Source organism: Pseudomonas sp. 8AS (genome assembly GCF_902506505.1).
GTDB lineage: Bacteria > Pseudomonadota > Gammaproteobacteria > Pseudomonadales > Pseudomonadaceae > Aquipseudomonas.
Genome location: NZ_LR733406.1, coordinates 1,891,359 through 1,907,295, shown reverse-complemented (window position 1 = coordinate 1,907,295; position 15,937 = coordinate 1,891,359). Strand labels below are relative to the sequence as shown.

General features: G+C 66.0%; 16 protein-coding genes, 1 tRNA gene and 1 pseudogene. 7 read left to right on the top strand and 11 right to left on the bottom strand.

The genetic code is table 11. From position 1 onward, the window contains the following. From catA to GV001_RS08875, 9 genes are all read right to left on the bottom strand, one after another. Window positions 1-942, bottom strand: a complete 942-nt coding sequence (catA, locus tag GV001_RS08915; protein WP_160079277.1) for a catechol 1,2-dioxygenase — start codon at window positions 940-942, stop codon at window positions 1-3. 32 nt (window positions 943-974) lie between these two features. Beyond that, complete coding sequence (gene catC, locus GV001_RS08910; protein ID WP_160079276.1) at window positions 975-1,265, bottom strand: muconolactone Delta-isomerase; 291 nt, start codon at window positions 1,263-1,265, stop codon at window positions 975-977. A 16-nt stretch (window positions 1,266-1,281) separates the two neighbouring features. Then, window positions 1,282-2,403 (bottom strand): muconate cycloisomerase family protein, encoded by a 1,122-nt coding sequence (locus GV001_RS08905; RefSeq protein ID WP_160079275.1) that lies wholly within the window; start codon window positions 2,401-2,403, stop codon window positions 1,282-1,284. A gap of 28 nt (window positions 2,404-2,431) precedes the next feature. Beyond that, on the bottom strand, window positions 2,432-3,772 hold the full coding sequence (locus tag GV001_RS08900) for an aromatic acid/H+ symport family MFS transporter (protein WP_160079274.1): 1,341 nt from the start codon (window positions 3,770-3,772) through the stop codon (window positions 2,432-2,434). 130 nt (window positions 3,773-3,902) lie between these two features. Then, on the bottom strand, window positions 3,903-4,673 hold the full coding sequence (locus tag GV001_RS08895; RefSeq protein WP_160079273.1) for a 1,6-dihydroxycyclohexa-2,4-diene-1-carboxylate dehydrogenase: 771 nt from the start codon (window positions 4,671-4,673) through the stop codon (window positions 3,903-3,905). A gap of 31 nt (window positions 4,674-4,704) precedes the next feature. Next, window positions 4,705-5,715: a benzoate 1,2-dioxygenase electron transfer component BenC gene (gene benC, locus GV001_RS08890; RefSeq protein WP_160079272.1), complete on the bottom strand. Its 1,011-nt coding sequence runs from the start codon at window positions 5,713-5,715 to the stop codon at window positions 4,705-4,707. A gap of 81 nt (window positions 5,716-5,796) precedes the next feature. Next, entirely contained in the window at window positions 5,797-6,285 is a 489-nt protein-coding gene (gene benB, locus GV001_RS08885; protein ID WP_160079271.1) for a benzoate 1,2-dioxygenase small subunit, read from the bottom strand. Beyond that, entirely contained in the window at window positions 6,286-7,647 is a 1,362-nt protein-coding gene (gene benA / locus GV001_RS08880) for a benzoate 1,2-dioxygenase large subunit (protein ID WP_160079270.1), read from the bottom strand. A 284-nt stretch (window positions 7,648-7,931) separates the two neighbouring features. Beyond that, entirely contained in the window at window positions 7,932-8,888 is a 957-nt protein-coding gene (locus GV001_RS08875) for an AraC family transcriptional regulator (RefSeq protein ID WP_160079269.1), read from the bottom strand. A gap of 645 nt (window positions 8,889-9,533) precedes the next feature. On the opposite strand from GV001_RS08875, the gene GV001_RS08870 reads away from it, so the two are divergent. From GV001_RS08870 to GV001_RS08860, 3 genes are read left to right on the top strand one after another with little or no spacing between them, the layout of a single operon-like run. Further along, entirely contained in the window at window positions 9,534-9,821 is a 288-nt protein-coding gene (locus GV001_RS08870) for a metal-sensing transcriptional repressor (RefSeq protein WP_160079268.1), read from the top strand. A 6-nt stretch (window positions 9,822-9,827) separates the two neighbouring features. Beyond that, window positions 9,828-10,949, top strand: coding sequence for a nickel/cobalt efflux transporter (locus GV001_RS08865; protein ID WP_160079267.1), 1,122 nt, complete (start codon window positions 9,828-9,830; stop codon window positions 10,947-10,949). Between the two features lie 9 nt (window positions 10,950-10,958). Beyond that, window positions 10,959-11,405 carry a YqaA family protein gene (locus GV001_RS08860; RefSeq protein ID WP_160079266.1) on the top strand — a complete coding sequence of 149 codons (447 nt, stop codon included), beginning with the start codon at window positions 10,959-10,961 and terminating at the stop codon, window positions 11,403-11,405. An 85-nt stretch (window positions 11,406-11,490) separates the two neighbouring features. Here the strand turns inward: GV001_RS08860 and GV001_RS08855 are convergent. Together GV001_RS08855 and GV001_RS08850 are read right to left on the bottom strand one after the other, a co-directional pair. Beyond that, window positions 11,491-11,580, bottom strand: a tRNA-Ser gene (locus tag GV001_RS08855). Between the two features lie 92 nt (window positions 11,581-11,672). Next, window positions 11,673-11,891: a hypothetical protein gene (locus GV001_RS08850; protein WP_160079265.1), complete on the bottom strand. Its 219-nt coding sequence runs from the start codon at window positions 11,889-11,891 to the stop codon at window positions 11,673-11,675. A gap of 173 nt (window positions 11,892-12,064) precedes the next feature. Here GV001_RS08850 and GV001_RS08845 point away from each other — a divergent pair, with 173 nt between their 5' ends. The 4 genes and pseudogenes from GV001_RS08845 to GV001_RS08835 all read left to right on the top strand — a co-directional run bounded on the left by GV001_RS08845 (window position 12,065) and on the right by GV001_RS08835 (window position 15,900). Then, window positions 12,065-12,754, top strand: coding sequence for a crotonase/enoyl-CoA hydratase family protein (locus GV001_RS08845; RefSeq protein ID WP_160079264.1), 690 nt, complete (start codon window positions 12,065-12,067; stop codon window positions 12,752-12,754). A gap of 262 nt (window positions 12,755-13,016) precedes the next feature. Then, window positions 13,017-14,144 (top strand): annotated as a pseudogene (locus GV001_RS20340) (cache domain-containing protein); the annotation flags it as partial. Between the two features lie 30 nt (window positions 14,145-14,174). Continuing rightward, the gene (locus GV001_RS20335) at window positions 14,175-15,002 is read left to right on the top strand and encodes a methyl-accepting chemotaxis protein (RefSeq protein ID WP_372238581.1); all 828 of its coding nucleotides are present in this window, start codon (window positions 14,175-14,177) and stop codon (window positions 15,000-15,002) included. 175 nt (window positions 15,003-15,177) lie between these two features. Beyond that, window positions 15,178-15,900 (top strand): 1-acylglycerol-3-phosphate O-acyltransferase, encoded by a 723-nt coding sequence (locus GV001_RS08835; protein ID WP_160079262.1) that lies wholly within the window; start codon window positions 15,178-15,180, stop codon window positions 15,898-15,900. Window positions 15,901-15,937: the final 37 nt, after the last annotated feature.

Genomic DNA, 15,937 nt, shown 5'->3' with positions numbered 1-15,937 from the left:
TCAGGCCTGCTGCAGGGCGCGCGGGCGGGCGCTACGCTGCTCGGCGGCCGGCGCCGGGGCCTTCTGCAGCTGGAAGTTGAATTCCAGGGTGGCGAAGCGGCTGCCTTCGAGGCCGCGGTCGCGGGCGCAGGCGGCGTCCTCGACGAACTGGATGTCGCCGACCAGACCGTCGCGGGTGGCGTAGGCGAAGTCGTCCCACAGGTACTTCTCGCCGGCCAGGTTGATCTGGGTGGTCAGGTGACGATGAGCCGGCGCGGAGATGAAGAAGTGGATATGCGCCGGGCGCTGGCCGTGGCGGCCGAGCAGGTCCAGGCATTCCTGGGTCGGGCCGTCCGGGGCGCAGCCATAGCCGCACGGCACGATGCTGCGGGCGCGGTAGCGGCCCTCGGCGTCGGTGACGATGCGCCGGCGCAGATTGTAGGCGCTCTGGCTCTTGTCGAAGTAGGAGTAGTTGCCCTGGGTGTTGGCATGCCACAGGTCGACCACCGCGCCGGCCACCGGCTGGCCGTCGGTGTCGCGCACCACGCCTTCGAGGAACATCACGGTGGCCTGGTCCAGCTCAGTGCCATCGTCCATCCGCGCCTCGCCCTCAACCAGCGGGGCGCCGGCCACGTACAGCGGGCCTTCGATGGTGCGCGGGGTGCCGCCGCTGAGGCCGGCCTGGGCATCCTTGGCGTCCTGCAGCAGGTCGAGGAAGTGTTCCAGGCCCAGGCCGGCCACCAGCAGGCCGACTTCGTGGCGCCCGCCCAGGCGGTTGAGGTAGTCGACGGTCTTCCAGAACTCGTCGTCGCTGATTTCCAGGTCTTCGATGATCTTCGCCGCGTCGCTGATGATGCGCAGCATGATCTGCTTGACCCGTGGGCTGCCCTGGTCGTTGTTGAGGCCGCTGGCCTCCTTGAACAGGTCCTGGACTTCGGCAGTGTGGGAGACTTTCACGGTCATGTCGGTATACCTCGGTTTGTTGTTGTCGGGGCTTAGCGGTCGTCGCTGTGAATCGACGAGGGATGGCGGCAGATGCCGTCGATTTCGATATCCATGTAGGGGAACAGCGGCAGCTGCAGCAGGGTGTCGTGCAGGGCCTCGACGCTGGCCACGTCGAATACGCTGTAGTTGGCGTAGTGCCCGGCGATGCGCCACAGGTGGCGCCAGGTGCCTTCGCGCATCAGGCGCTGGGCCAGTTCCTTCTCGTCGGCCTTGAGCTGTGCAGCCTTGGCCGGGTCCATGTCGGCCGGCAGCTTCACCGTCATCTTTACGTGGAACAGCATGGGTTCTCTCCTTCAGTCACTTGCGGGCGAAGAACGCCAGGCGCTCTTCGTCCAGGGTCAGGCCGAGGCCGGGGGTGCGCGGCACCTGCAGGGCGAAGTCGCGGTAGACCGGCGCCTCGGTGACGATTTCTTCGGTCAGCAGCAGCGGGCCGAACAGCTCGGTGCCCCAGGTCAGCTGGCGCAGGGTGACGAAGGCATGGGCCGAGGCCAGGGTGCCGATGGCGCCTTCGAGCATGGTCCCGCCGTACAGGGCGATGCCGGCTGCCTCGGCGATCTGCGCGGTGCGCAGCACGGCGCGCGGGCCGCCGTTCTTGGCGATCTTCAGGGCGAAGATGCTGGCCGCCCCATCAGCCGCCAGGCTGAAGGCGTCCTCGACGCTCTCGATGGATTCGTCGGCCATGATCGGCGCCGGGCTGCGCTGGTTCAGGCGCACCTGGCCGGCCCGGTTGATCCGCGAGATGGGCTGTTCGATCAGGTCGATGCCGTTGTCGCCCAGCACCTGGCAGGCGCGGATGGCCTGGGACTCGTCCCAGCCCTGGTTGACGTCAACCCGTACGCTGGCGCGCTCGCCCAGGGCCTGCTTGATGGCGATGACGTGCTTGAGATCCTGCGCCACCGGGTTGGCGCCGATCTTCAGCTTGAAGATGCGGTGGCGGCGCAGATCGAGCATCTGCTCGGCCTCGGCGATGTCCTTGGCGGTGTCGCCGCTGGCCAGGGTCCAGGCCACTTCCAGGCTGTCGCGCACGCGGCCGCCGAGCAGTTCGCTGACCGGCAGGCCCAGGCGCTTGCCCTGGGCATCGAGCAGCGCGCTTTCCAGGCCGGACTTGGCGAAGGTATTACCCTTGGCCGCCTTGTCCAGGCGCAGCATGGCGGCATTGATATTGGCCGCGTCCTGACCGACCAGCAGCGGGCCGAGATGGCTGTCGATGTTCCGCTTGATGCTCTCCGGGCTCTCGTTGCCGTAGGCCAGGCCACCGATGGTGGTCGACTCGCCGATGCCTTCGAGGCCGTCGCTGCAGCGTACGCGGATCACCACCAGGCTCTGCTGTTGCATGGTGTGCATCGCCAGCTTGTGCGGGCGGATGGTCGGCAGGTCGACGATCACCGCCGACACGCTTTCGATCAGGACTTGGCTCATTTCACGCTTCCAGTTAGAGGGTTAAGGCTCAGGCCTTGGCGCCGACCAGCGCCGCGCCTGCGCTCTGCCGGCGCTTGGCGCTGATGGCGAACACGCACATGGCGAGGGCGGCGATGGCGCCGGGGATGGCAAAGGCCATGAAGTTCAGTTGCAGCGGCAGGTTGATGCCCATCAGCGCGCCGCCCAGCAGCGGCCCGACTATGGCGCCGTTGCGGCCGATGCCCGAGGCCCAGCCCAGGCCCGTGGAGCGGATCGACAGGCCGTAGAACTGCGCGGCACCGGCGTACAGCAGGATCTGCGTGCCGATGGTGGTGGCGCCGGCGACGAAGATCAGGCCGTACAGCAGCGGCGTCGGGCTCTTGAAGCCGAGCAGGCTGATCGACACGGCGGCGGCGACGAAGAAGCCGACCATCACCTTGCTCAGGTTGAAGCGGTCGCCCAGCCAGCCGCCGAGGATGGCGCCGGCCATGCCGCCGAAGTTCAGGGCCAGGAGGAACGACAGGCTGGAACCCAGACTGTAGCCGGCGTTGGCCATCAGCTTGGGCAGCCAGGAACTCAGCGCGTAGACCATCAGCAGGCAGCAGAAGAACGCCAGCCACAGGCACAGGGTGCGCAGCGCGCGGCCGTCGCGGAACAGCTCGAACACGGCCACGCCCTTGCCCTTGGTCTCGCTCAGCAGCAGCTGATCATCGGCGCCGATTGCCCGTTCGCCATCGACCCGGTTGAGGATGGCGCGGGCCTGCTCGTGACGCCCCTGGCGTACCAGGAAGCCGACCGATTCCGGCAGCAGCCAGAGGATCAGCGGCAACAGCAGCAGCGGCACGGCGGCGGCGAAGAACATCGACTCCCAGCCGAAGCGCGGCAGCATGTAGATGCCGACGCCGGCCGAGAGCATGCCGCCCACCGAGTAGCCGCTGAACATGATGGCCACCAGGGTGCTGCGCAGTTTCTTCGGCGCGTACTCGTTCATCAGCGCCACGGCATTGGGCATCAGGCCGCCGCAGCCGAGACCGGCGAGGAAACGGCAGATGCCGAACTCGGTCGGGTTGCTGGCGAAGCCGTTGACGATGGTGGCGCCGGAGAACAGGGCGAAGCAGATGGCGATGCCCTTCTTGCGCCCGATCTTGTCGGCCAGGGTGCCGAAGCACAGGGCGCCGAACATCATGCCGAACAGCGCGTAGCTGCCCAGGGCGCCGGCCTGCAGCGGGGTCATGCCCCACTCCTTCATCAGCACCGGCAGGACCACGCCATAGATGAACAGGTCGTAGCCGTCGAAGATCAGCAGCAGTGCGCAGAGGCACATGACCATCCAGTGGAAGCGCGTGAAACGCGCGTTGTCGATGACTTGGTGTACGTCTATCTGTCGCATGGCAAGGTTCTCTCTGTTGTTTTTGTTGTGAACTGCGTTGTTTGCGCTGGGTAGGATGGGTTGAGCACAGCGATACCCATCGCCCGATCTGATGGGTATCGCCTACGGCTCAACCCATCCTACGAAGCTGTCAGCCCAGATCGCCGCCGCCCACCGGCAGGGTCACGCCGGTGATGTAGGAGGCCTCGTCGGAGGCGAGAAAAAGGATGGCGCCGACCTGTTCGTCGATGGTGCCGTAGCGCTTCATCAGGCTGCTGTCGACGGTCTGGTCGACGATTTGCTGGTACCAGCCCTGCTCCTGCTCGCTCGGCGCGGCGCTGTTGCGCGGGATGCGCCGCGGCGGTGCCTCGGTGCCGCCGGGGGCGGTGGCGTTGACGCGGATGCCGCGCTCGGCGGTCTCGAACGCCAGGCAGGCGGTCAGCGCGTTGACGCCGCCCTTGGCCGCGCCGTAGGGCACGCGGTTGACCCCGCGGGTGGCGATGGAGGAGACGTTGACGATGGCGCCAGCGCCCTGCTCCAGCATGTGCGGCAGCGCCGCGTGGCAGCACCACAGGGTGGGGAACAGCGAGCGACGCACCTCGGCCTCGATCTGCGCCGTTTCGTAGTGTTCGAACGGCTTGGCCCAGATGGTGCCGCCGACGTTGTTGACCAGGATGTCGAGGCGGCCGAAGCGCGCCACGGCGGCCTGCATCACAGCCTGGCAGTCGCCGGCCTGCTCCAGGTCGGCGGTCAGGCACAGTACGTTGCTGCCCAGTTGCTCATTGAGCTCATGGACCAGCTCGGAGCGGTCCACCGCCACCAGCAGACCGCCCTCGGCAGCGATGCGCTCGGCGACCCGGCGGCCGATGCCCTGGGCGGCGCCGGTGACCACGGCGACCTTGTCTTGGAAACGCTTGTTCATCTTGCCCACCTCACTCAATGGTGCGTCCGGCTCAGGCCGACGCGGCGAACTTCTCGTAGTAGAAATTGGCCGGGGCGATGCCCTGCTCGCGGATGAACCGGCTGACGGCCTCGACCATCGGCGGCGGACCGCACAGGTAGATGTCCACTTCGCCGTCGTTGAGGTGCTTGGGTTCGATGTGCTGGGTGACGTAGCCCTTGTGCGGGTACTGGCTGTCCGGGTTGGCCACGCAGGCGCTGTAGGTGAAGTTGGGGATGCGCGCGGCCAGGGCCTCGAGCTTGTCCATCTCGACCAGGTCGAAGTCGTTGGTCACCCCGTAGATCAGGTGCAGCGGATGCGCACTACCCTGCTCGGCGATCTTCTCCAGCATCGCGGTAAAGGGCGCCAGGCCCGTGCCGCCGGCCAGCAGCAGCAACGGCCGCTTGATCTCGCGCAGGTAGAAGCTGCCCAGCGGGCCAGCCAGGGTCATGCTGTCGCCGGCCTTGGCCAGGCCGGTGAGGAAGCTGCTCATCAGCCCGCCCGGCACGTTGCGGATCAGGAAGCTGACTTCGCCATCCTTGGGCAGGCTGCTGAACGAGTAGGCGCGGGTCTGCTCGCTGCCCGGCACCTTGAGGTTGACGTACTGGCCCGGCAGGAACGCCAGCTGATTGAGCGCCTCGCCCTTGATCGACAGGGCGATGGTGCTGTCGGACAGCTGGCGCACCGCGCTGATGGCCGCTTCGAAGCTGGCCTGCTGGGTCTTGCACAGGTCACTGGAAGCCGGCACGCGGATCACGCAATCGCTCTCGGCGCGCATCTGGCAGGTCAGTACATAGCCCTGCTCGGCTTCGTCTGCGCTGAGGGCGTCCTCGATATAGTCGTCACCGAGGTCGTAGCGGCCGCCTTCGGCGAAGCACTTGCAGGCACCGCAGGCGCCGTCGCGGCAATCCAGCGGGATGTTGATGCCCTGGCGGTAGGCGGCATCGGCGACGGTTTCGCCGACCTTGGCGTCGATGAAGCGGGTCACTCCGTCTTCGAAATTAAGGGCGATCTTGTGGCTCATGGCGCACCTCGCTAGGCAGTTTTGGCATGCAGCAACCCGTGACGGGAGCCCAGGGCTCCCGCCGGCAACGCTGCAGCGGACTTAAATGTGGTAAACGTCGATGACCTGTCTGACGTAGTCGTTCTTCAGGACCACCTTCTTGGCCTTGATCAGCGGGTTCTCGCCGCGGGTATCCAGGGTGTAAAAGCTGGTGCCGTAGAAGTGGTCGACGGTCTTGTAGCGGAAGCTCAGGGTGTGCCAGTTGAAGCGAACCCGGCACAGACTCTCCGCCTGCTCAACGATCTCGATGTTGTTGATGTTGTGCGAAGTGCGGGTGTCCGGAATGGTGGCGCTGGAGCGCTCGGTGCGGATGCGGAACACCCTGTCTTCCAGGCCGCTGCGGTTGCCGTACCAGATCAGCGAGATCTCGGTCTGCGGGTTTTCCACCAGCTCGTCCTTGTCGTCCCAGGCCGGCATCCAGAACTCGGCGTCCGGGGCATACAGCTCCAGCCACTCGTCCCACTGCTTGTCGTCCAGGTAGCGCGCCTCGCGGTAGAGGAAATCGCGCACGGCGTCATAAGTCAGGCTCATTTACGCGCCCTCCACGTGGATCAGCTGGTCCTGCTGCTTTTTCAGCGCCTCGATCATCTGCTGCTGCCAGTAGTGGTGCTGCAGCACGAACAGGCCCTCATCCTCGGTGCGCACGCCGCTCATCAGCGGGTGAAGGTCGATTTCCTGGGCCGACTCGTCGGCGCCGTCGACCCAGTGCTTGGCCCCGCGCGACATGTCGTTCCATTCCATGGCGCGGCCGGCAAAACCCTGCTGGCAGGCACGGAACTCTTCCAGGTCATCGGGAGTGGCCATACCGGAGACGTTGAAGAAGTCTTCGTACTGGCGGATGCGGCGGGAACGCGCCTCGGCGCACTCGCCCTTGGGCGCGATGCAGTAGATGGTCACTTCGGTCTTGTCCACCGACAGCGGCCGGGCCACGCGCAGCTGCGAACCGAACTGGTCCATCAGGTACAGGTTGGGGTACAGGCAGAGGTTGCGCGAATGGCCAATCATCCAGTCGGCGCGGGCCTCGCCGAACTCGGCGGCCAGGCGTTCGCGGTCGGCGAACAGCGGACGGTCCTCGGGGTTGTCCCAGCGGGTCCAGAGCAGCAGGTGGCCGTTCTCGAAGGAGTAGAAACCGCCGCCCTTCTTGCCCCAGCCGCCGGCGCTCATGGCGCGGATGTCGTCGCCCGCTTCTTTCAGCTTGCGCTGCTGCTGGGTGGCGGCGTAGTTCCAGTGCACGGCGGTGACGTGGTAGCCGTCGGCGCCGTTCTCGGCCTGCAGCTTCCAGTTGCCTTCATAGACGTAGGTGCTGGAACCGCGCAGCACTTCCAGGCCTGCGCTGGACTGGTCGCAGATCATGTCGATGATCTTGCGCGACTCGCCGAGGAATTCTTCCAGTGGCGCCACGTCTTCGCGCAGGCTGCCGAACAGGAAGCCGCGGTAGGACTCGAAGCGCGCGACCTTCTTCAGATCGTGGGAGCCATCGCAGTCGAAGCTGTCCGGGTAGCCGGCTTCCTTGGGGTCTTTGACCTTGAGCAGCTTGCCGTTGTTGTTGAAGGTCCAGCCGTGGAACGGGCAGGTGTAGGTGGCCTTGTTGCCGCTCTTGAAGCGGCAGAGCATGGCGCCGCGGTGGCTGCAGGCGTTGATGAAGGCGTTGAGCTCACCCTCCTTGTTGCGCGCGATGAAGATCGGCTGGCGCCCCATGTGGGTGGTGTAGTAGTCGTTGTTCTGCGGGATCTGGCTTTCGTGGGCCAGGTACAGCCAGTTGCCTTCGAAGATGTGCTCCATCTCCAGGTCGAACAGGCGCGGGTCGGTGAACATCTCCCGCTTGCAGCGGAAAATGCCCTGTTCTTTGTCTTCTTGCAGCAGGCCGTTCAGGTAGTCGAGTCCCAGGTTCATCGCCATGGCTCCGTTGTTATTGTGTCAACGGTATGAAGGCTATGACTTGGGACTGACGGGCAATATCCGCTTTGTGCAGGACCTTTATCCGTTTTCTGCAAAAACCGGCGCGGCTCGACCAAAGTCGTACAAGCCAGTGAATACGCGGCCTGCAGCGATTAACGGAGTGCCCGACCGGCCCAGGATGGGCCGACTAGAGAGGGTTGCGCAGGTTTGGATAGCCGTAGGGTGCGCCGCGCGCACCACAAGGCCCGTACATGGCCCCGGTGCGCACGGAGATAGGTTCAGGACTCGCGCCGGCGCAGGGTATCGGACGGCAGCTCGCCGAAGGCGCTCTTGTAGCTTTCGGAGAAGCGCCCGAGGTGAAGGAAGCCGTAGTCCAGCGCCACCTCGGTGACATTGCGTACCCGCGAGGCCGGGTCGCTCAGGCTGGCGCGGATCTGCTCCAGCTTCTTCTGGCGGATGAAGCCCTTGGGCGTGGTGCCGGTGTGCCGCTCGAACAGCGCATAGAGCGAACGCGGGCTGCTGTGGGCCAGCTGGGCCAGCTGCTCGACGCTGATGTCCTGCCTGAGGTTGTCCTCGATGAACTGGACGATGCGCTCGAAGCTGGCATCGCCCTGCCCCGGCAACACCCGGCTGACGTTGCTGCTGAGCAGCGCCAGCAGCTTGGTGGCGATGATGCGGGTGTACTGCTCCTGCACCTGCGCCACCGTCTGCGCGCTCTCGGCCTCGCCACACACCAGCTGCAACAGGCCGATGAAGCCGTCCAGCTGCTGCAGGCTGTGCCGCGGGGCGAAGCGGATGCCTTCGGCCGGGCGCAGCCACTGGCTGTCGCGGCAGGTCTTGTCGAGCAGGTCCGAGGGCAGCTTGACGATGAATTTCTCGCAGTCGTCCGAATAGGTCAGGTCGACCGGATCATGCGGGTTGATCAGCAGCAGCTCGCCCGGGCTGAAATAGTGCTCCTCGCCGCGCCCGCGCCACAGGCAATGGCCGCGCAGCAGCACCTGCAGGTGGTAGATGGTTTCCAGCGCCGGCGAGGTGACCCGCACGCTGCCGCCATAGCTGATGCGACACAGGTCCAGGCTGGCGAACTTGCGGTGATTGAGCGAGGCCTCCGGCCGCCCGACGGTGGGCAGGCGGATATCGTGGCAACCGACGTGCTGGTTGACGTAGCTCGACACCGCGTAGGGGTCGGCACGCTCGAACACACGGCTGCCATCACTCAGCAGGCAACTGTCCATGGGCAAGGCACTCTGTTTGTTGTTATGGGGCGGCGCGGTGTTTTGTCGCAGCCTCTTGTCAGATTGTCACCGATTCCGGGCCGGGCACCAGCCCCGGCGGGCAGGCAGGGGATGAACGGTTGCAGCCCCGGCGCACGGTCGAGCAACCGCGCACAGCGAGCACAGGCCCTGGAATCCGGGCCCGACACTAGAGATCGACGGCGCCCGGCGCAATTCGGGCGGCGCCCGAGTGTTCGATAAGCGCACACAGATTGCCTCGCGCCCTGCTGGAATGGCCGGTTACGCGGCTGGCGGCGACCCTGCGCCAGCAGCCGGGCCTACAGAGCCTGCCGGCGAATTGCCGACTGCGACCGATTACCGAACCAAAGTTCGCCAAGCGCAATTGACCGCCCTACGCGCGGCTCTTACCGTGACGGCGCCGTCGACACTCCCCATACGTCACTGGTCAGGTACCGGGGTGCCCGCGGCAGGGCAATGCTCACGAGGCGGCGCCCTCCTCCCCCGCCCTGGCCTCGCCAGCGGTGCGCTACCCGCGCGCCGCCGGCCGGCCTTCCCCTATCGCCCAGCGCTCGCCCCGCCGCCTTGCCAGCATCCCCCCAGGGGGGATAACCTGATGCCATCAACCAGGCACGCACGGGGCCCTCGATGGACACACCACCAGCACCGCACCTGCACCAGAGCCACGCGGCCATCATCAAGCGCCTGAAGCGCGCCGAAGGGCATCTGCGCAGCATCATCGGCATGCTCGAGGCCGACCGCCCCTGCGTGGATATCGCCCAGCAGCTGCATGCCGTGGAAAAAGCCGTCTGCCAGGCCAAGCGCACCCTGATCCAGGACCATATCGACCACTGCCTGGAACACAGCGTGGCCGCCCTCGGCAGCGGCGATCACGCGCCGCTGGAAGAATTCAAGCAAATCAGCAAATACCTCTAGGTCCCCATGTCGAATTTCGCTCAACTGCTGCAGCAGGGCACCGCCCAGGCCTGGCTGTATGTGCCCAGCGCCATCCTCCTGGGCGTGCTGCACGGCCTGGAACCCGGGCACTCGAAGACCATGATGGCGGCGTTCATCGTCGCCATCCGCGGCACGGTGAAGCAGGCCGTGCTGCTCGGGCTGGCGGCAACGCTGTCGCATACCGCCGTGGTCTGGCTGGTGGCGATGGTCGGCCTGTACCTGGGGCGCAACCTGGACGCCGAGACCACCGAACCCTACTTCCAGCTGGTATCCGCCGCCGCCATCATCGCCATTGCCAGCTGGATGCTCTGGCGCACCTGGCGCGGCGAACGGCTCTGGCACCTGGAGGACGCTGCCGGGCACGGGCACCACCACCACGGCGAAAGCCGGCGTATCGATACCGGGCATGGCCACATCGAGCTGTCGATTGCCGAGGACGACGCTCCGCCGCGCTGGCGCCTGCAAGCGCTTGGCGGCACGGCCTGGCCGGCCCGCGAAGTGCGCCTGCTGACCACCCGCCCGGACGGCCAGATCCAGGCCTTCCACTTCGCCGAACACGGCGGCTACCTGCAATCGCTGGACGAGATTGCCGAACCGCACCAGTTCAGCGTGCGCCTGAGCCTGGGACATGGCGGGCACAGCCATGACTACGAGCTGAACTTCGACGAAACCGGGCATGACCACAGCCATGACCCGCTGCCGGGCCTGGAGCTGAGCGCCGACGGCTACAAGGATGCCCATGAACTCGCCCACGCCAACGACATTCGCCAGCGCTTCAACAACCGCACGGTGAGCACCGGCCAGGTCGTCCTGTTCGGCCTCACCGGCGGGCTGATTCCCTGCCCGGCCGCCATCACCGTCCTGCTGCTGTGCCTGCAGGTCAAGGCCGTGACCCTCGGCGCGGTCCTGGTGCTGTGCTTCAGCATCGGCCTGGCCCTGACCCTGGTCACTGTCGGCGTGCTCGCCGCCATCGGCAGCCGCCATGCCAGCAGCCGCTGGCCCTGGCTGAGCAGCCTGGCGCGGCGCGCGCCCTACTTCTCCGGCCTGCTGATCATCGCCGTCGGCATCTATGTCGGCCTGCTCGGCTGGTCCGGCCTGCATGCCTGAGCCGCACTGATGTGGGACATCCCGACCTACCTGGGCCTGTTCCTCGCCGCCTTCGGCGCCGCCACCCTGCTGCCGCTGCAGTCGGAAGCGGTGCTGGCCGGCCTGCTGCTGGCCGGGCACCAGCCGATCGCCGGCCTGCTGCTGGTGGCGACCGCCGGCAATGTCCTCGGCTCGGCGCTGAACTGGCTGCTGGGCCGCTACCTCGAACACTGGCGCGAGAAGCGCTGGTTCCCGGTCAGCGCCGACCGCCTGCAGCGTGCCCAGCAGGCCTACCACCGCTACGGGCGCTGGTCGCTGTTGCTGAGCTGGGTGCCGCTGATCGGCGACCCGCTGACGGTGGTCGCCGGCCTCATGCGCGAACCCTTCTGGAGCTTTCTGCTCATCGTGCTGCTGGCCAAAGCCGGCCGCTACCTGGCACTGGCCACCCTGACCCTGGGCTGGGCCGGCCTGGCCTAAGGACCAACCTGCGGCGCCTCACAGGCAGCAGAAAGCAAAAAACCCCGAGGACTTTTCAGTTCTCGGGGTTTTTCGTGTAGCTATCTGGCGGTGAAGGTGGGATTCGAACCCACGATACGGTTTCCCGTATACACACTTTCCAGGCGTGCTCCTTCAACCGCTCGGACACTTCACCGGATCTCGGCAAACCGTCTGGTCTGTCGAGGCGCGCTAATGTAGCCGAAGAGGCGCCCTAAGGCAAAAGTTTTTTTCAGTGGATTCATGCGCTTATGCCGGGCGTCGGGTTTTATCGCGAGTTTGCGGCTCGGCCGGGGCGAAACGCTCGCCGCCGAACAGGAGCAACCCCTGGGAGATCAGCAGGCTGCAGACGAACAACTGCACCACCCCGGCCGGGTTGTGGCTGGCGCTGCTGGCAGCCAGCAGCATCAGCCCCGGCAGGCACAGCACCAGGCTGGCGCGCAGCAATAGATGAGCGATTCGCGGCATGACGGGCACTCCTCAGGTTGCCGACTAACCCAAGTCACCCACTGGCATAGCAGCCAATTGCCCAGTTCGAGGGCGGGCGATGACTGCGCGGTCAGTCAAAGCGCTTTACCCGCGGCGACTCGCTGGGTAACGTCAGCGCCACTTCAGCCCACTCCAGGACTAGGAACCCCGCCATGAGCGACCTGATCAGCTACCAACTCGAAGACGGCATTGCCACCCTGACCCTGAACAACGGCAAGGTCAACGCCATCTCCCCGGACGTGATTGCCGCTTTCAATGCCGCCCTGGACCAGGCCGCACAGGATCGCGCCGTAGTGATCGTCACCGGCCAGCCGGGCATCCTCTCCGGCGGCTACGACCTCAAGGTGATGACTTCCGGCCCGCAGAACGCCGTGGCCCTGGTCACCGCCGGCTCGACCCTGGCGCGACGCATGCTCAGCCACCCCTTCCCGATCATCGTCGCCTGCCCCGGCCACGCCATCGCCAAGGGCGCCTTCATCCTGCTCTCGGCCGACTACCGCATCGGCGTCGACGGCCCGTTCAACATCGGCCTGAACGAAGTGCAGATCGGCATGACCATGCACCACGCCGGCATCGAGCTGGCCCGTGACCGCCTGCGCAAGTCGGCCTTCCACCGCTCGGTGATCAATGGCGAGATCTTCAACCCGCGGGACGCGGTGGATGCCGGCTTCCTCGACAAGGTGGTGCCGGCCGAGGAGCTGATGACCACTGCCGTCGCCGTCGCCCAGCAGTTGAAGAAGATCAACATGACCGCGCACAAGAACACCAAGCTGAAAGTGCGCAAGGCCTTCCTGGAAACCCTGGACCAGGCCATCGTGCTGGATCAGCAGCACCTCGGCTAAGCCCCCGCCGGCAGAACCAAGCCCGACCTAGTGTCGGGCTTTTTCTTGGCGATATCTTCATTGCGTGTTGCAAAGGCGATGAGTCGTAGGCCGGGTTGACGAGCCGCGCGGCGAAACCCAACGATCCCGCCCCACTTGCCGGGCTTCGCTGCGCTCAACGCCAGCCCCCCCTTGCACATCGCGAAACACCGAGCCATCCACCCCAGCCCCGAGCCCGGCAATACAGGCATGGGACAAAAGCCTTTTCTTTGGCGTCGCCATAATGGCGCAACGCCACGGTCTGCATTATCGTGTAGCGCACAGCCACTCAGGGACGCGAGGCCACAACGACAAAAAATTGCCTGATAGCCGCAGGAGCTATGCCATGAAAATCGCCCACAAGGTCGGCCTCGCAGCCGCCGGCGTGCTCTTCCTCACCACCAGCCTACTGTCCCTCGCCCAAGTCAACCAAGTCCGCAGCACCTTGCGCAGCCAGGTGGAAGCGAGCATTTCCGAGTCGAGCAACGCCCTGGCGCGGCAGATCGAGAACTGGCTCAGCGCCAAGCTGAAGCTGATCGACCTGATGGCCGACAGCATCGACAGCAACTACAGCCCCGAAGAAGTCCAGCGTCTGGTCGACGCGCCGATGCTGAAGAACGAGTTCATCCTGGTCTTCGGCAGCCTCGAAGCGGATGGCAAGCCGATCAAGAACAGTGACGACTGGCAGCCCGCCGCCGACTGGGACGGGCGCCAGCGCCCCTGGTACGCCACCGGCAAGGCGGCCAGCACGGCCCTGCTGACCGAGCCCTATGTCGACTCCACCAGCGGCGAGATCCTCATCTCCGCGGTCGGCCAGATCCGCAACGGCGGCCAGTTCCTCGGCGCCTTCGGCGGCGACATCCGCCTGAAGACCATCGCCGACGCGGTCAACAACCTGGACTTCAACGGGGCCGGCTATGCCTTCCTGCTGAGCCGCAACGGCAACATCATTTCCCACCCTGACAGTGAGCTGAACAGCAAATCCTACAGCGCCCTGTTCGACGGCAAGAGCCCGGCCCTGAACAAGGACCTACAGGAGCTGCGCGGCGGCGGCAAGGATCTGCTGGTGTCCTTCACCCCCCTGCCCAACCTCAAGGGCATGGACTGGTACATCGGCGTAGTGCTGGACAAGAGCATCGTCATGGCCGAAGCCGACGCCCTGAGCTGGCGCGCGGTGATCGGCACCGTGCTGGGGGTGATCATCAGCCTGATCGTGCTCGGCGTGCTGATGAACAGCCTGCTCCGGCCGCTCGACCATCTCAGCGCCTCGCTCAAGGAGGTCAACAGCGGCGAAGGCGACCTCACCCGCCGCCTGCCGGCCACCGGCAACGACGAGATTTCCCTGGTTTCCCACGAATTCAACCGCTTCCTGCAGAGCCTGCAGACGCTGATCAGCGAGGTGATGGGCAGCTCCCACCAGGTCCGCGACAGCACCGCGCTGACCTCCAGCGAGGCCGACCAGGCCGCCGGACGCCTGCAGGAGCAGTTGCAGGAACTCGACCAGCTGGCCACCGCCATGCAGGAAATGGCCTCCACCGCCGAAGAAGTGGCGCGCAATGCCCAGGCCGCCGCCCAGGCCGCCATCGCCGCCAACGAAGAGACCGAGAACGGCGTGCGCGTGGTGTCCAAGTCCACCGAGGCGATCAAGCGCCTGGCCGACGAAATGGACGACACCGGCCAGGCGATCAACGAGCTGGCCAAGCTCAGCCAGAACATCGAGTCGATCCTCTCGGTGATCACCAGCATCGCCGACCAGACCAACCTGCTCGCCCTCAACGCCGCCATCGAGGCAGCGCGGGCCGGCGAGTCCGGCCGCGGCTTCGCCGTGGTCGCCGACGAAGTGCGCTCGCTGGCCTCGCGCACCCAGCAGTCGACCCAGGAAATCCGCCAGATGATCGACCAGCTGCAGACCGGCGTGCGCCAGGCCGAGGCACGCATGCAGCAGAGCCGCGACACCGCCAGCAAGACCGCCGAGGACGCCGGCGCGGCCAACGACATGCTCGGGCGCATCCGCGAGGCGATCACCCGCATCAACGACATGAACCTGCAGATCGCCACCGCCGCCGAGGAGCAGAGCGCCACCACCGAAGAGATCAACCGCAACACCACCAACATCCGCGATATCAGCCACGAAGTGGCCGGCGGCGCCGAGCAGCAGGTGCGCCAGTGCGCGGTGATGGTCGAACAGGTCGGCCAGCAGGACCGCCTGCTCGGCCGCTTCAAGGTCTGAGCCACGCCGCCGAACGGCCCACCCCGGCATCATCGGGTGGGCCACCCGGCGCGGGCCGACTTCGCCGCACAATAACTCCGCAATCTCCGCTAATAACCGCTGATCAACGTCAATTGCCGAAAGCAGTGCACGCCCGTACACTGCCCGCCTTTTTGTCTGCCTACAGGCCTACCCGATGCTTTTTCTCCCCCGCATGCTGCTGATGGGCCTGCACTTTATCGCTGCCGGAATCCTCGGCCTGCTGCTCGGCCTGTGCCGCCCCTTCAACCCGGACAACAGCCGCCTGTGCGCACGCCTGTATTCGCTGCCGGCCCTGCGCATCCTGCGCCTGCAGGTGAAGACCGAGGTGGCCAGCCTGTTCGACAAGAAGCCGTCCAGCGTGATCATCGCCAACCACCAGTCCAACTACGACCTCTACGTGCTCGGCCGCGTGGTGCCGCCGCGCACCGTGAGCATCGGCAAAAAGAGCCTGAAATGGGTGCCGTTCTTCGGCCAGCTCTACTGGCTGGCCGGCAACGTGCTGATCGACCGCGGCAACGCGCGCAAGGCCAAGCAGGCCATGCTCACCACCACCGAGACCCTGCAGCACCGCGACACCTCGATCTGGGTGTTCCCGGAAGGCACGCGCAACCTGGGCGATGGCCTGCTGCCGTTCAAGAAAGGCGCCTTCCAAATGGCCATCGCCGCCGGCGTGCCGATCATTCCGGTGTGCGTCAGCACCTATGCCAAGCGCCTCAAGCTCAATCGCTGGAACAGCGGACGCATCATGATCCGCTCGCTGCCGGCCATTCCCACCCTGGGCCTGACCCTGGACGACCTGCCGCAGCTGATGGAACGCTGCCAGCAGCTGATGCAGGAGTGCATCGAGCAGCTCGACCAGCAGCTGGCCAAGGCCTGACACTCCGCTGCAGGGCGGGCGCCGCTGGGTTAAGCTG

Excerpts from the sequence above, each read along its gene's own strand:
- catA (WP_160079277.1), bottom strand. The coding sequence starts at position 942 with ATGACCGTGAAAGTCTCCCACACTGCCGAAGTCCAGGACCTGTTCAAG.
- catC (WP_160079276.1), bottom strand. The coding sequence starts at position 1,265 with ATGCTGTTCCACGTAAAGATGACGGTGAAGCTGCCGGCCGACATGGAC.
- GV001_RS08905 (WP_160079275.1), bottom strand. The coding sequence starts at position 2,403 with ATGAGCCAAGTCCTGATCGAAAGCGTGTCGGCGGTGATCGTCGACCTG.
- GV001_RS08900 (WP_160079274.1), bottom strand. The coding sequence starts at position 3,772 with ATGCGACAGATAGACGTACACCAAGTCATCGACAACGCGCGTTTCACG.
- GV001_RS08895 (WP_160079273.1), bottom strand. The coding sequence starts at position 4,673 with ATGAACAAGCGTTTCCAAGACAAGGTCGCCGTGGTCACCGGCGCCGCC.
- benC (WP_160079272.1), bottom strand. The coding sequence starts at position 5,715 with ATGAGCCACAAGATCGCCCTTAATTTCGAAGACGGAGTGACCCGCTTC.
- benB (WP_160079271.1), bottom strand. The coding sequence starts at position 6,285 with ATGAGCCTGACTTATGACGCCGTGCGCGATTTCCTCTACCGCGAGGCG.
- benA (WP_160079270.1), bottom strand. The coding sequence starts at position 7,647 with ATGAACCTGGGACTCGACTACCTGAACGGCCTGCTGCAAGAAGACAAA.
- GV001_RS08875 (WP_160079269.1), bottom strand. The coding sequence starts at position 8,888 with ATGGACAGTTGCCTGCTGAGTGATGGCAGCCGTGTGTTCGAGCGTGCC.
- GV001_RS08870 (WP_160079268.1), top strand. The coding sequence starts at position 9,534 with ATGGACACACCACCAGCACCGCACCTGCACCAGAGCCACGCGGCCATC.
- GV001_RS08865 (WP_160079267.1), top strand. The coding sequence starts at position 9,828 with ATGTCGAATTTCGCTCAACTGCTGCAGCAGGGCACCGCCCAGGCCTGG.
- GV001_RS08860 (WP_160079266.1), top strand. The coding sequence starts at position 10,959 with ATGTGGGACATCCCGACCTACCTGGGCCTGTTCCTCGCCGCCTTCGGC.
- GV001_RS08850 (WP_160079265.1), bottom strand. The coding sequence starts at position 11,891 with ATGCCGCGAATCGCTCATCTATTGCTGCGCGCCAGCCTGGTGCTGTGC.
- GV001_RS08845 (WP_160079264.1), top strand. The coding sequence starts at position 12,065 with ATGAGCGACCTGATCAGCTACCAACTCGAAGACGGCATTGCCACCCTG.
- GV001_RS20335 (WP_372238581.1), top strand. The coding sequence starts at position 14,175 with ATGGGCAGCTCCCACCAGGTCCGCGACAGCACCGCGCTGACCTCCAGC.
- GV001_RS08835 (WP_160079262.1), top strand. The coding sequence starts at position 15,178 with ATGCTTTTTCTCCCCCGCATGCTGCTGATGGGCCTGCACTTTATCGCT.